This is a genomic window from Candidatus Aquicultor sp. (assembly GCA_036504445.1).
In the GTDB taxonomy this organism is placed as follows: Bacteria; Actinomycetota; Aquicultoria; order Aquicultorales; family Aquicultoraceae; genus DASXVE01.
Genome location: DASXVE010000014.1, coordinates 25,130 through 38,475 on the forward strand (window position 1 = coordinate 25,130; position 13,346 = coordinate 38,475).

A 13,346-nucleotide genomic window follows, 5' to 3' on the forward strand; every position below is an offset into this window, starting at 1 on the left:
TTTCATTTAAAAAGGAATGAACATGAATCTACCAAGCCTTAAGATAGGCAAGTTGACGGCCAAGGTACCGGTCATCCAAGGAGGTATGGCTGTTCGCATATCGATGGCCAAACTCGCGGCTGCCGTTGCTAATGAAGGCGGTATCGGCCTTATAGCCGGATCCGGGATTAAACCGGCCGAGCTCGTTGAGAATATCAGGGAAGCGCGGCGTTTAACCGATGGCATAATCGGAATCAACGTTATGGTTGCCGTCAAAGAATTCGCGAATCTGGTGAAAGCCGCTATCCAAGAGGGTATCGACCTTGTGGTGGCCGGCGCCGGGTTTTCTCGTGATGCGTTTAAGTGGTGCGAAGAAGCAGGCGTACCGTATGTGCCGATCGTCTCGTCGGTGCGCGTAGCAAAGCTGGCGGAGCGCTTTGGCGCGACAGCCATCGTTCTCGAAGGAGGCGCCGCCGGAGGTCACCTCGGTACACTTGAGCCGATGTGGGATCTTTTGCCTGACGTTGCTGATTCGGTAAGCATACCGGTTATTGCAGCAGGCGGTGTCCTTACCGGCGGAGATATAGCACGTGCGATGTCTCTCGGTGCGAGCGGCGTGCAAATGGGAACGCGATTTGCCGTGAGCGAAGAATCGAACGCCGCCTACGTGTGGAAAAAAGCATGTATCGATGCGCAGCCTGAGGACATCATGATTGTTCAGAGCCCCGTCGGCATGCCGGGTCGTGCGATTAGGAATGAGTTCATCGATCACGTGTATAGCGGCGATAATAATCTTGAAAAAATCCGGTGCGTTGCCTGTTTAAAGCAGTGCAAGAAGAATTATTGCATTATCAGCGCCTTAGAGCAGGCACAATTAGGAAACCTTGCAAACGGTCTCATCTTTTGCGGAGAGCGCGTAAGCGAGATTAAAGAGATTCTCTCGGTAAAGGAGATTTTCAATAACTTGAAGGAAGAATTTGAAAGCGCGACGTCAAACATGGTGAGTAGCTATGCCTAGGCGCGTTGTGATTACCGGCGTCGGTGTCATCTCACCGGTCGGTTCCGACAAAAATACATTCTGGGCCAACCTGACCGGCGGTAAATCCGGCATTGGGCCGATTACCACATTTGATACTGAAGGTTACTCTTCAAAGATAGCCGGTGAGGTGCCTGATTTTGATGCCAAAACATATCTCGACCCGGTAGAAGCGCGGCGTATGAACCGGTTTCAGCATTTTGCCGTCGGTGCATCAGCGCTTGCGCTACAAGACTCCGGGTTTGAGATAACCGATAGCAATGCGGAATCGGTGGGCGTCATCATCGGCTCCGGAATCGGCGGAATCGGATCGATGGAAGAAGCCCATAAAGCGTTATTGCGTGGAGGGCCGCGCAAAGTCGGCCCGTTTATTATCCCGATGATGATTACCGACCTTGCCGCCGGGCATGTATCGCTTACGTTTGGGGCCAAGGGGCCGAACTACTGCACAACATCTGCGTGTGCTTCAGGCAGTCATGCCATCGGCGAAGGATTCGAAACGATTAAACGAGGTATCGCCGACACCATGCTCGTGGGCGGCGCCGAAGCATCTATTACACCGCTCGGGGTGGCATCGTTCTGCGGAGCGCGTGCGCTTTCCACTCACAACGATGAGCCGCAGCGGGCCAGCAGGCCGTTCGATATTGCTAGAGACGGGTTCGTCATGGGCGAAGGCTCTGGCATCGTCGTTCTCGAAGAGTTATCTGCGGCGCTGAATCGCGGCGCTCGCATCTATGCCGAAGTGGTCGGCTACGGCGCGACGGCAGACGCATATCATGTGACCCAACCCGACCCAAGCGGTCGCGGGGCTATGAAAGCTATGCAAACGGCGCTTGAGGAAGCCGGCCTCGATACAACCGCCATCGACTATATCAACGCGCACGGAACGTCAACAGAAGTAGGGGATATCGCCGAGACAAAAGCTATCAAGAATCTTTTCGGTGATTACGCATATTCCCTGTTGGTAAGCTCAACGAAATCTATGACCGGGCACCTTCTCGGTGCTGCCGGTGCTGTCGAGTTAATCGCCTGCGCATTAGCAATCGACACAGGCATCGTCCCGCCTACGATAAATCTGGATAATCCCGACCCGGAGTGCGATCTAAACTATGTCCCGCACACGGCGGTTAAAAAAGACGTCACAACTGCTTTGTCGAATTCGTTTGGATTCGGCGGGCATAACGCAAGCCTGGTTATAACAAAATACGAGGGCTGATAATGTCGCTACCTGATACCATTGCTCAAGCGGAAGAGTACTTAGCGGTTCAATTTAACAACAAAGGGTTGTTGTTTCAGGCACTCACGCACCGGTCTTACAGCTTTGAAAAAGACCTGCCCGACACAAATGAAAAACTCGAGTTTCTCGGGGACTCTGTCTTAAGCCTCACAGTCACCGAGTACATTTTTGATAAGTTTCCGGCTTTAAACGAAGGGGATCTGGCAAAGCTTCGGGCAAATGTCGTCAACGCCAATTTTCTCGCCGAAATTGCGCAGCAGCTGCGTGTCGGAGATTGCCTGCTTATGGGCAAGGGCGCCGAGCAAACGGGGGGCAGGACACGCGTCTCTATCCTAGGCGATGCGCTTGAGGCCATTATCGGTGCCATTTACCTGGATAAAGGAATGGACGCCGCCAAAGACTTCATCCTCACGAACTTTAAAGACCTCATCGACGAGCGTGCATCAATGGGCGAGTTCGGAGATCCGAAAACCAGACTCCAAGAACTTGTTATGGCGAAGTACGGAAACATTCCGCGCTATCGTACGGTTGAAGAATTCGGCCCGGTCCACGACCGGAGTTTCGTCGTCAAAGTATATATTAATGACGAGGCATGGGGTCGCGGTACAGGCAAAAGCAAAAAGAAAGCGGAGCAAGAGGCCGCGAAAGAGGCCTTAAAGCGGTTTGAGCAAGAGACCGCGAAATAGGCCTTAAAGCGGTTTGAGCAAGAGACCGCGAAATAGGCGCTTATCGAGCTTTGCTATGAACCGATTATGCAGCGCTTATAGGGCTTTAACGGGAAGCGCTAAACAATAGTTTACAAAATCTGAGCACACGTAATTTATAGATATTATTGTTTAAACAGCATTACTAGAACCGATAACAGATTCACCGAACTAGATCATAAGGAGTAGCCGTTGCAGCTTAAATCGCTCACACTGCGAGGATTTAAATCATTTGCCGATAGAACCATTCTGCGTTTTGAGGACGGCATGACGGCTATCGTCGGCCCCAACGGCAGCGGCAAAAGCAATATCAGTGAAGCTGTAATGTGGGTACTCGGCGAACAGAGCGCGCGCTCACTGAGAAGCGGCTCGATGGAAGACGTTATCTTTGCCGGCAGCTCAGCACGCCCCGCGCTCGGTATGGCCGAAGTCTCGCTTACCCTTAGCAATACCGACGGTACACTGCCGATTGAATTTACCGAAGTAACGATCACCCGCAGGCTCTACCGCTCGGGCGAAAGCGATTACTATATCAACAATTCACCGTGTAGATTACTCGATATCCAGGAACTCCTTTCCGATTCGGGCCTCGGCAAAGGTTTGTATTCGATCATCGGCCAGGGTCGGCTCGAAGAGATTCTCAACAGTAAACCCGAAGATAAACGCCAGCTTATCGAAGAGGCGGCCGGAATAACCAAGCACAAAAAACGCAAAGACCGCGCGCTTAGAAAAATCGCTTCGATGGACCATAACTTGCAACGCGCAAAAGACATCACGCTCGAGATAGGCAGGCAGCTCAGGCCGCTTAAGAACCAGGCCAACAAAGCCCGTGAGTACCAGGCGTTAAGCCGGCAACTGCGCGCGCTCGATATCGGCCTTGCGATTGCCGATCTGAAAGAGCTTCAAGAAGAGTGGGAATACGTCATCAACCTGGAAGGCGATCTTAAAGAAAAGCTTTCCTCACTCAAGGAAGATCTTTCACATAAGCATGAAGCAACCGAGAAACTGCAGCTTGAGTTCGAGACCAAGAATTTCTTCTCCGGCGATATTAGTGAGAAGCGAAGAAAACTGCAATCGGTTGAAGAAAAACTTCGCTCGAACATTAATCTTCTGGACGAGAAGAATAAGAATATTATGCAGCGTATCGGTGAGGTCAGGCATAGCACCCTGCAGGCCGAGCACCGCAAAAACAGCCTTGTCGACCAGAAACGCTGGCTTGAAAAAGAGAGGGACTCGCTGCAGGACAATATTGATAAAAACAACGCTTCACTCGTCGATACCACTCGAAAAATCGACGAAGTGCACACAAAGCGTTTGGATATTGAGGCATCAATCAACGAGCTGAAAGCAAAAACGCAGTCTGAGAATCGCGCGTCCGACAATTACCAAACCGAGATGCATCGTCTCCAGCTCTCCATTCAAACCAATGAGAATCAACATTCATTTCTCGCAAAAGAGCTCGCAACCATCACGAAAAAGCGCGCTGAACTCTACCAGCGCATCGAGCAGAAGAAGCGCGACCTGGAGATTTCCGGTATCGAGCTGTCGCGTCTCGAGTTTCAGCAAAATGAGCTTACGATGCTCATCGAGCAACACGAGCAGGAGCTCAACGAAAAACGCAACGTAGAGGTCGAGCTGGGTCAGGAGTCTGCGGGCCTTAAAGCGCGCATTAAAACGCTCGAAGACATCATGGACGCCTTCCCGACGACTGAAGACGTAACCAAATCGCTCAGTACCCTCGAGATGACCAATATCAGCGGCCTCATAAAAGAAGCGATCCAGGTTAAGCCCGAGTACGAGCGTGCAATCGAAGCCGTTCTCGGCGGAGACATATTCTGCGTAATCCTGGAAGATTCTGAGAGCTTGAGCAATCTCATCAAGTCCGAGAATGCCGACGCCCTTAACCTGTCGTCGTTCCTGCCAAGCGACCGCGCCAGGTTTAAACTGCCGACTAACAAGCTTCCTTTGGCAACCTGGGCGCTCGATGTAATTTCATACAAAGACGAATTCAAATACGCGGTGAGCGCACTCCTCAGCCACGTGTATATCGTGCCCGATTTCGAAACGGCGCTTAAACTTCAAGAAAAGGTCGATGGCGAGATTCTGGTTACTCACGACGGGGAAGTGCTCTTGCCGAACGGTAAGATTATTCTCGGGGCCGCAAACGAAGCCATCGGTATCTTAAGCTACCAGCGTGAACTGCATGAGCTTAACCAAACCGTTGAAAATGTCGAGAGCCGTATCGGTATGGCGGTTAGGGCTCAATCGGATATAAAACTTAAGATCAGCCGATTCGTGCAGCAAAAAGAGCGCGTTGCCGAGCATCTGCAAACAAAGAGGGTCGAAGTATCCAACCTCAAGCAGTCTCTCGGTGAAATGGAGCCCGAATCGACGCGTCTAACCAACCAGGAACGCTCGATGCAGGAGACAATCCATAAGCTGCAAACGGCGCTGACGCAAGATAACGAGAGCATCCTCAGGGTTAAGCAAGAGTCGAAAATCCAGAAAGATAAGGTTTACTCGGTCCAATACGACCTGGAAGACACGCTGAAAGCCCGCGATACGCATTTCGAGGAGGAATCGCGCCTCAAGGTCGAGTTGAGCAGGATGCAGGTTGAGATCGACGGGTTAGTCAGCAAGATCGCGCATAACACCAAGCGCATCTCGGGCATTAATAATGACCTCGTTAACTTCGACAGCCAGTCCGAGAATGAAAAGGAATTTCTAGGCTTCTTAGAAAAGCTGCAAGGTAAAATCGCGCCGCTAAAAGAGGCATTCGCCGGGCTCTTGAACTCGGTTACCTTCAGGCACGACCAGATTAGCGAGATGACTTCGTTTGAAGAGGGCACGCTCGAAGATCTTCGCCAGGATCTCAGGCATAACCAGCTGGAGATCAACAAAACCAACGATGCCATCGAGGCGACGGTGCGAGAGATTCACGAGGCAGAAGTTAAGAAAGCTCAACTGGAACTTAAAGTCACAGCGGCGTTGCATAAAGTTGTTGACGAATACGACGTCCCGCTTGAGAAAGCGCTGGAGCAAGACTTTGCGTTGTCGCGGGAAGAGGCAGAAGCCGAAGCAGCGGGCTTGCGCAGGCGAATCGTAGTTCTCGGCCCGATTAACCCGATCGCAATTGACGAATATGACCTGCTGGAAGAACGCCATAAGCTCTTTACCGAACAGATCGAGGATTTACAGCGCAGTAAACGCGCGCTCATGAAAGTTATCAGTGTCATCGACCAGAAGATGAAAGCGCGCTTTGTTGAGACCTTCGAGAAGGTCAACGAAGCGTTCCAGGCGGTATTCGAGTCGCTGTTCCCGGGCGGCCAGGCCGAACTCATACCGACCGATCCCGACAACATTAACGAAAGCGGCATCGATATCATCGCGCAACCGGGCGGTAAGCGCCTGCAGCGCCTCTCGCTTCTATCCGGCGGTGAGAAATCCTTAGTTGCGCTGGCGTTCTCATTTGCGCTCTACCAGACACGCCCGAGCCCATTCTATATCCTCGATGAAGTAGAGGCGGCGCTCGACGACATGAACCTACAGCGCTTTATATCGCTTGTAGCGCGCATAAAAGATAACAGCCAGGTTCTCATAATAACCCACCAACGCCGCACTATGGAGCAATCTGATGCGCTCTACGGCGTCTCCATGCAAGCCGACGGCGTGTCGAAGCTCATCTCCCAGAAATTCAGCGAAGTCACCGTCGGGGTATAGCCGTAGCCCTCGCATCCTACCGATCGCAACCCACCTATAACGAGTCCTTAAATCTTGACTCTCAAAGGATGATACCCACACACTCTATTGTGGTATTATTAACAATCGAAGCCGAAATTGCTGCCACGGATGTGCGCAGCTTTACATATTTATCTAGATTCATACGTTAGATATAGCTAACGTATGAATCATCGGTTATACCGAACAAATCGATCAAATTACATTTATATAAAACAGGGGTGTTACATGCGCTGGTTTAGACGTCAAGAAAGAGAAGAGGAAGCACAAGAAGCGCCGCTTACTGAAGAGGAGATACAAGCCGCTGAAAAGGCGGAAGAGCAACAGCAGAAGGAAATCGAAAACATTGATGAGGCAATCGATGAAGCCCCCGCTACCGAAGAGCTGGTAGAAGAAGTCGAAGCAGGTGTCATCGAGGAGGAACAAGAAAATATCCAGGATATTTACGAGAAGACCGAGGAGGAAGAGCCGGCATCGTGGTTTACTCGGTTAAAGCAAGGCCTCACGAAAAGCCGTGAAAACATCGTCGGTCAAATCAGTGGGTTGCTGAACCTTCGCGGCACGATAGATGATGAGCTCTGGGACGATATAGAAGCGATTCTTATACAGGCGGACGTCGGTGTTGAGTCGACCATGCGGATCATTGATAACTTGCGCGACCGCGTAGCTAAAGAGCACATAACCGAAGCCGCAATGATTATCGACCTGCTGAAGGAAGAGCTGGAGAATATCCTGCACTCGACTTCGCCCCGTTCAGTCGAACCAAAGGAAGGGCGGGCCATATATCTTATCGTCGGTGTAAACGGCACCGGAAAAACGACGACGATTGCGAAGCTGGCGCGCAGCTTTACGAAAAGCGGCAAGTCGGTGCTTGTCGGTGCTGCCGACACATTTAGGGCCGCGGCGGTTGAACAGCTCGACATTTGGGCAAAACGCCTGCGTGTCGACATCGTAAAACACGATCGAGGCGCAGACCCGGCCGCAGTCGTCTATGACGCCATTCACGCGGCGAGCGCACGCAAATCAGATGTTCTTCTTATAGATACCGCAGGCAGGCTCCATACCTACGTAAACCTCATGGAAGAGCTCAAGAAGATTAAACGCATCGCCGACCGCGAGCGCGGCGACGCTCATCTTGAAACGCTCCTGGTCATTGACGCGACGACCGGGCAGAACGGTATCGCCCAAGCGCGACTCTTCGATGAAGCGCTCACCGTTGACGGCATCGTGCTCACCAAGCTCGACGGCACGGCAAAGGGCGGCATCGTACTCGCCATACAAGACGAGCTTAATATCCCTATCTGCTACGTCGGTGTGGGTGAGGGCATGGATGATTTACAGCCGTTCAAACCGGAAGAGTTCGTCGACGCTCTCGTCGGCCAATAGACAAACCCGCACAGCCGTTAAAGTAGAGCGATAACAATACGCTTTCACACAAGCCGCACGTGAAAGCGCTTTTCCTGCCAAAATAATCCTAAAGATTATCCGTCCGGTCCCGATACATAGTAAGAGCTGATTATGAGCTTCACCCAGCTTTTGAATCAAGTAATGCTATGTATTGCAGTAACGGAGGATAAAGATGCAATTAGCAATAGTGGTTTTAACAATTTTAGTTGTTGCGGTAATTCTTGTTTCACTAAAGCAACAGCGCAAACAAGCCGATGAAGGCCACAGCTTCACCTCTTACCAACTTCGCGCACAACAATACGTCCTACACGGAAACTTCGACGATGCCAAGAGCGAGATCGAGCAAGCCATCCAGAATAACCCGGAAGACGGCTTAAACTATTACGCGCTCGGCGTTATCTATTACAATCTTAAGCAGTATAGCAAAGCGCTTAAGAATCTTAAGCAGGCGCTCCTTATAGATAGGGGCAACTGGGATGCATGGTTCCTCACCGGCCGCGTCTACTTTGAGCGACACGATCACGATAAGGCTTTAAAGTATTACCAGAAAGCCGCCGAGGTAAATCCGTCGTTTACTAAAGCGCTCTTCGGTATGGCTACGATACTCTTTGACCGCGGTTTTATCGAAGATGCAGCCGATATCTATAAGAGGATTATTACGATAGACCCGATGAGTGCAAACGCTCATTACAACCTCGGTTCATGCTTTCTCGAGTTGGGTATGTTTAAAGAATCTATCAAAGAGCACGAGATCGCAGCCGGTATCGATCCGAACAACGCTTATGCGCATTACTGGGTTGGCTATTCATATATCCAACTCAACGAAAAGAACCGTGCGGCTGAAGCATTCGCCAAGTCGCTTGAGCGGGGCTACGACGGTGCAGCCAATGCATTGAAGGATTTGATTTAACGAAATTAACGCTTACCAGCAAAAGCTTGCGGCGTTAAGGCGCTGGGGCCGCTCAATGAAGTGGTCGGTTGCAGCGCAAATACAAACCAATACCAAGTGAAAGTGAGATAACCGATAAGGAGGCTGTCTCACTTTCGCATTCACTATCGATTTCCGTTGTTTTTGTCCCGGTGTAATTCAGCTATAATCTAATAGGTCCACTACATTTTGGAGAAAGAATTTGCTGTTTAAAGTTTTACGAGGCGCATTACGGTTCTTCGATACGCATTGGAAGCTAGTCGTTCTAGCCGCCGTCTTGTCCGTCGGCTTAGCTGAGACCATTAGCTTTGTTATTAGGCTAGCCGAAGTAATCCCAAAAGCACACATAAAGATACCTGGCAGCGCTCCGGTCATTTTTGATTTTAATAACACCATCGAAGCATTCTTAACGTTCCTGGCGACTATCTGGTTCCAGGCGTTTATCGCTACGGTTGCCAAATATGAGCTGTTGGCGATGCCGATTACGTTTAGAAACGTCTCTTTAAATGCGACGCTTCTTTTCCCGCATGTCTTTCTCGTGAATCTGGCTTCACAATTTGTCATATTCATAGGAATATTTACGGGTCTGCCGGCAGCATCTATGCTCGGTAAAGCCGGTATCGTGTTTTATATACCCGCAATATGTTTCGCCGTTTGGTTTGCTCTTGTATCGCCGGTTGTCGTTATAGATGAGATACGATCCATCGGAAGGGCGCTGGTACGCAGCCGGTTGCTTGTAAGCGGCAATTTCTTAGTAGTACTTGCAGCGCTTGCGCTGAGCCTTATTCCCGTTGTTGGAACCGTCGGCATAAACATAGACAACATGGCGTTCTGGCCTGTCTTGATATTCATCTATGTTGCGACGGCAATTATCACAACAATGCTCACGATTTCAGCATATATTAATATTCGTTTGGTGAAAGGCGAGCTGCTTATCGTCCAGGAGGATGATATCGAGGACGAATCGCCTGAGGCATAGAATCGCACGGACGTAAGTCATACAAAACAATTTTAGCTAATTTTAGTGTTGTCTAACCGCCGGTCTGTAGCGGTAAAGATGCAAGCCCAGAGGTAACAGGCAATCTTGACAGTATTAATTACCTGGTATAATATTTACGAGGCTGGGAATATATTCCCAGCTGAATTTTATTTTGGAATAGAAGTAGGGATTCTTATGTTCGATAACCTTTCCAACAGGTTACAGGATATATTCAGTAAACTAAAATCCCGCGGCAAGCTCACAGAAAAAGACGTCGATGTGGCGATGCGCGAGGTTCGCCTTGCGCTGCTCGAAGCAGACGTAAACTATAAAGTGGTAAAAGATTTCGTCGCGAAGGTGAAAGAGCGCGCTATCGGTGTCGAAGTGCTCGAAAGCCTTACGCCGGCGCAGCAGGTTATTAAGATCGTTAACGATGAGCTTACCCAGCTCATGGGCTCGACCGAGAGTAAACTCGTCATGGCCCCGAAGCCACCGACGATTATCATGCTCGTCGGTTTGCAAGGCTCCGGCAAGACGACGACTGCGGCAAAGCTTTCGCACCACCTGCGCTCGAACGGGCGCCGGCCGTTTTTGATCGGCGCCGACATATACCGGCCGGCAGCCATCGATCAACTGCGAACACTTGCCGAGGAAAACAAGATACCGTTCTACAGCGACGACCCGAAGACACCGCCTCTACAAATAGTGAAAGCGGGCATCCGGGCGGGCAACCAGAACGGTGCCGACATAATTATTGTCGATACGGCGGGCCGTTTGCACATCGACGAACAGATGATGCGCGAGCTCGAAGAGATAAAGGCCGAAGTTCGGCCGCACCAGATACTGCTTGTTGTCGATGCCATGACCGGCCAGGACGCGGTCAATGTCGCGCTGACGTTCCGGGAGAAGCTCGACTTCGACGGCGTAGTTATGACCAAACTCGACGGCGACGCGCGCGGTGGCGCCGCGCTTTCGGTTAAGGCCGTTACCGGCAGGCCGATTAAGCTCGTGAGCATCGGCGAGAAGATGGACAGCCTTGAGCCGTTCCATCCGGACAGAATGGCATCCCGTATCCTTGGCATGGGTGATGTTCTAACGCTTATCGAGCGGGCACAGAATACGATCGATGAGAAGAAGGCAAAGGAGATGGAGGCCAAGCTTCGCAAGGCCGAGTTTACCTTTGAAGACTTTCTCGATCAAATGGAGCAAATGCAGCAGATGGGCCCGATAGGCCAATTGGTGCAAATGATCCCGGGCTTGGGCAAATTGCCGAAGGATATACAGGTTGACGATAAAGACATGGCGCGCATTAAAGCCATGATTCAGTCGATGACGCGCGAAGAGCGCCTGAATCCGAATATTATCAACGGCAGGCGTCGCGAGCGTATTGCAAAGGGCAGCGGGACCGACACACATGAGGTTAATCAGCTGCTTAAGCAGTTTAATCAAACCAAGAAGATGTTAAAGCAGTTTGGCAACATGCAAGGTAAAATGAAGATGCCCAAGGGCGGATTCGGCGGCGCCGGATTCCCGTTTTAGGATAGCTTGTGTTGCTGACTTTTGTTAGGTTTAAATCATTGTGATTATGGCAATCGTAAAGGAGGTGCAAGTTTGGCAGTCAAGATTCGTTTATCTCGTGTAGGTGGGAAGAAGAATCCCCACTATAGAGTTATTGTAGCTGATTCAAGATCGCCGAGAGACGGCAGGTTTATCGAGATCATTGGTCGGTATAACCCACAAACCGATCCTTCGACCATCGAGATCAACAATGAAAAAGCTTCGGAATGGTTGAAGAAAGGTGCTCAACCGACCGACCAGGTAAAGAACATACTTAAAATCGCCGGCGTTCTCGGATAGATAGTAGCATGCAGGGGGTATCCTAGTGAAAGAGCTGTTGGAGCTGTTGGCGAAAGCCGTTGTTGATGATCCAGACGCCGTAAATGTTACCGTTGTTGAAGGTGAAAAGTCGATAATTCTGCAATTGCATGTTGCGCAGGATGACATAGGCAAAGTCATCGGTAAGCAAGGCCGTATCGCAAAAGCTATCCGCACGATTGTGCGCGCATCGGCCGTTCGCGATGGCAAAAAGGCTATTGTTGAGATCATTGACTAATACGTTGCTAGGTAAAGTAACTAGCTGATTAAACGAAGCGGAGTGTGGTGAATGCGACCACAATACCTGGTCGTCGCACATTTAGTGCGGCCCCACGGGTTACGGGGCGAGATTGACGCAATGAGCATGACCGATTATCCGGACCGCTTTACCGAGGGTTTGCGATTGTATCCAAGCCCTCCCGTTGCAGAAATGAGCTCCCTGACAATCGAGAAGATAGATTTTAAGCCGAAGGGCTTAATATTGAAGTTCGCCGAGTCAAATACGCGCGAGGAAGCCGAAAGGCTTTCAGGTCGCGACGTTGTTATACCCGTCGACGAGGCGGTCGAGCTTGAAGAGGGCGCGTTCTGGGTCTACGATATTATAGGGATGCGCGTCTATACCGAAGCAGGGGAGTACGTCGGCGATGTAATCGACGTGCTCAGAACCGGCAGTAATGACGTGTATGTCATACAATCCGAAGACCAAGAATATCTTATACCGGCGACAAAAGAGGTCGTCAAAGAGATATCGACCAAAGATCGAAGAATTACCATAGAGCCGATTCCAGGGTTGCTGGAGTAGGCTTTTTTGGTGTTTCTATAAACGCATTTGAACGGTAATTGTTATGCGAAGGAAGGCTCTTCAAGGTGGCGACTTTTGTCTAATAATTTGCAATAAATGCGCTTGTCGTCGGTTGAGAAAATGGTTTCGTAGTAGTATCATTGTTGATGCAAATTGAATGAATTGGGGATATGGCTCAGCTGGGAGAGCGCTGCGTTCGCAATGCAGAGGTCGGGGGTTCGAGTCCCCCTATCTCCACAGGTTAGACGGGGTTATCAATATCAGATAGCCCCGCTTTTTTATCCCGTGGTAGCACGGTAGTAGCAAAATCGTTGAGACGGTCGACAGCCTTGCGTTTGCTGTCATCATAGAGGTGTGTATAGATTCTTAGCGTCGTCCGCTCTTCCGAGTGACCCGCGAGTGCCTGGATTGTTTTGATGCTCTCGCCTTGGTTGGCAAGTAGTGAAATATAGGAGTGTCTAAGCCCGTGAAAGCCGATTTGCAGTACTCCGGCTTTTTGGCATGCCGGTTTGAGCACATGGCGTACCAGGCTTCGCTTATCGAGCCCCATGGTCTTTCCCTCACCGACAAATACCGCCAGCCGTTAGAAGGCATGAACCGTCTGGTATTCCTCTGTCTTATCTAGTAAAGAAGTTCTAAGAACGCCCCCGTACATCCACCG

12 protein-coding genes and 1 tRNA gene are annotated in these 13,346 nt (G+C 50.5%); 12 read left to right on the forward strand and 1 reads right to left on the reverse strand.

Annotation, left to right across the window (positions count from 1 at the left end; all coding sequences use genetic code 11):
• Positions 1–22 precede the first annotated feature (22 nt).
• From VGK02_02990 to VGK02_03045, 12 genes are all read left to right on the forward strand, one after another.
• Complete coding sequence (locus VGK02_02990; GenBank protein ID HEY3374011.1) at positions 23–997, forward strand: nitronate monooxygenase; 975 nt, start codon at positions 23–25, stop codon at positions 995–997.
• Entirely contained in the window at positions 990–2,231 is a 1,242-nt protein-coding gene (gene fabF / locus VGK02_02995; GenBank protein ID HEY3374012.1) for a beta-ketoacyl-ACP synthase II, read from the forward strand. The genes VGK02_02990 and fabF overlap by 8 nt, the downstream gene beginning before the upstream one ends.
• Positions 2,232–2,233: 2 nt before the next feature.
• Positions 2,234–2,938 carry a ribonuclease III gene (rnc, locus tag VGK02_03000; protein HEY3374013.1) on the forward strand — a complete coding sequence of 235 codons (705 nt, stop codon included), beginning with the start codon at positions 2,234–2,236 and terminating at the stop codon, positions 2,936–2,938.
• A gap of 210 nt (positions 2,939–3,148) precedes the next feature.
• Complete coding sequence (gene smc, locus VGK02_03005; protein HEY3374014.1) at positions 3,149–6,676, forward strand: chromosome segregation protein SMC; 3,528 nt, start codon at positions 3,149–3,151, stop codon at positions 6,674–6,676.
• 246 nt (positions 6,677–6,922) lie between these two features.
• Positions 6,923–8,080, forward strand: a complete 1,158-nt coding sequence (gene ftsY, locus VGK02_03010) for a signal recognition particle-docking protein FtsY (protein ID HEY3374015.1) — start codon at positions 6,923–6,925, stop codon at positions 8,078–8,080.
• Between the two features lie 193 nt (positions 8,081–8,273).
• On the forward strand, positions 8,274–9,011 hold the full coding sequence (locus tag VGK02_03015) for a tetratricopeptide repeat protein (protein ID HEY3374016.1): 738 nt from the start codon (positions 8,274–8,276) through the stop codon (positions 9,009–9,011).
• 220 nt (positions 9,012–9,231) lie between these two features.
• A complete protein-coding gene (locus VGK02_03020) occupies positions 9,232–10,008 on the forward strand; it encodes a hypothetical protein (GenBank protein ID HEY3374017.1) in 777 nt (258 codons plus the stop codon).
• Positions 10,009–10,203: 195 nt separating this feature from the next.
• Positions 10,204–11,547: a signal recognition particle protein gene (gene ffh, locus VGK02_03025; protein HEY3374018.1), complete on the forward strand. Its 1,344-nt coding sequence runs from the start codon at positions 10,204–10,206 to the stop codon at positions 11,545–11,547.
• A 72-nt stretch (positions 11,548–11,619) separates the two neighbouring features.
• Positions 11,620–11,865, forward strand: coding sequence for a 30S ribosomal protein S16 (rpsP, locus tag VGK02_03030; GenBank protein ID HEY3374019.1), 246 nt, complete (start codon positions 11,620–11,622; stop codon positions 11,863–11,865).
• Between the two features lie 25 nt (positions 11,866–11,890).
• The gene (locus tag VGK02_03035; protein ID HEY3374020.1) at positions 11,891–12,121 is read left to right on the forward strand and encodes a KH domain-containing protein; all 231 of its coding nucleotides are present in this window, start codon (positions 11,891–11,893) and stop codon (positions 12,119–12,121) included.
• 51 nt (positions 12,122–12,172) lie between these two features.
• The gene (rimM, locus tag VGK02_03040; GenBank protein ID HEY3374021.1) at positions 12,173–12,685 is read left to right on the forward strand and encodes a ribosome maturation factor RimM; all 513 of its coding nucleotides are present in this window, start codon (positions 12,173–12,175) and stop codon (positions 12,683–12,685) included.
• Positions 12,686–12,849: 164 nt separating this feature from the next.
• Positions 12,850–12,922, forward strand: a tRNA-Ala gene (locus VGK02_03045).
• Positions 12,923–12,926: 4 nt separating this feature from the next.
• Here VGK02_03045 and VGK02_03050 read toward each other — a convergent pair.
• Positions 12,927–13,235 (reverse strand): tyrosine-type recombinase/integrase, encoded by a 309-nt coding sequence (locus VGK02_03050; protein ID HEY3374022.1) that lies wholly within the window; start codon positions 13,233–13,235, stop codon positions 12,927–12,929.
• Between the last annotated feature and the right edge of the window lie 111 nt (positions 13,236–13,346).

Coding starts and splice junctions, on each gene's coding strand:
- ftsY (HEY3374015.1), top strand. CDS start 6,923: ATGCGCTGGTTTAGACGTCAAGAAAGAGAAGAGGAAGCACAAGAAGCG.
- fabF (HEY3374012.1), top strand. CDS start 990: ATGCCTAGGCGCGTTGTGATTACCGGCGTCGGTGTCATCTCACCGGTC.
- VGK02_03015 (HEY3374016.1), top strand. CDS start 8,274: ATGCAATTAGCAATAGTGGTTTTAACAATTTTAGTTGTTGCGGTAATT.
- ffh (HEY3374018.1), top strand. CDS start 10,204: ATGTTCGATAACCTTTCCAACAGGTTACAGGATATATTCAGTAAACTA.
- VGK02_02990 (HEY3374011.1), top strand. CDS start 23: ATGAATCTACCAAGCCTTAAGATAGGCAAGTTGACGGCCAAGGTACCG.
- rimM (HEY3374021.1), top strand. CDS start 12,173: ATGCGACCACAATACCTGGTCGTCGCACATTTAGTGCGGCCCCACGGG.
- rnc (HEY3374013.1), top strand. CDS start 2,234: ATGTCGCTACCTGATACCATTGCTCAAGCGGAAGAGTACTTAGCGGTT.
- VGK02_03050 (HEY3374022.1), bottom strand. CDS start 13,235: ATGGGGCTCGATAAGCGAAGCCTGGTACGCCATGTGCTCAAACCGGCA.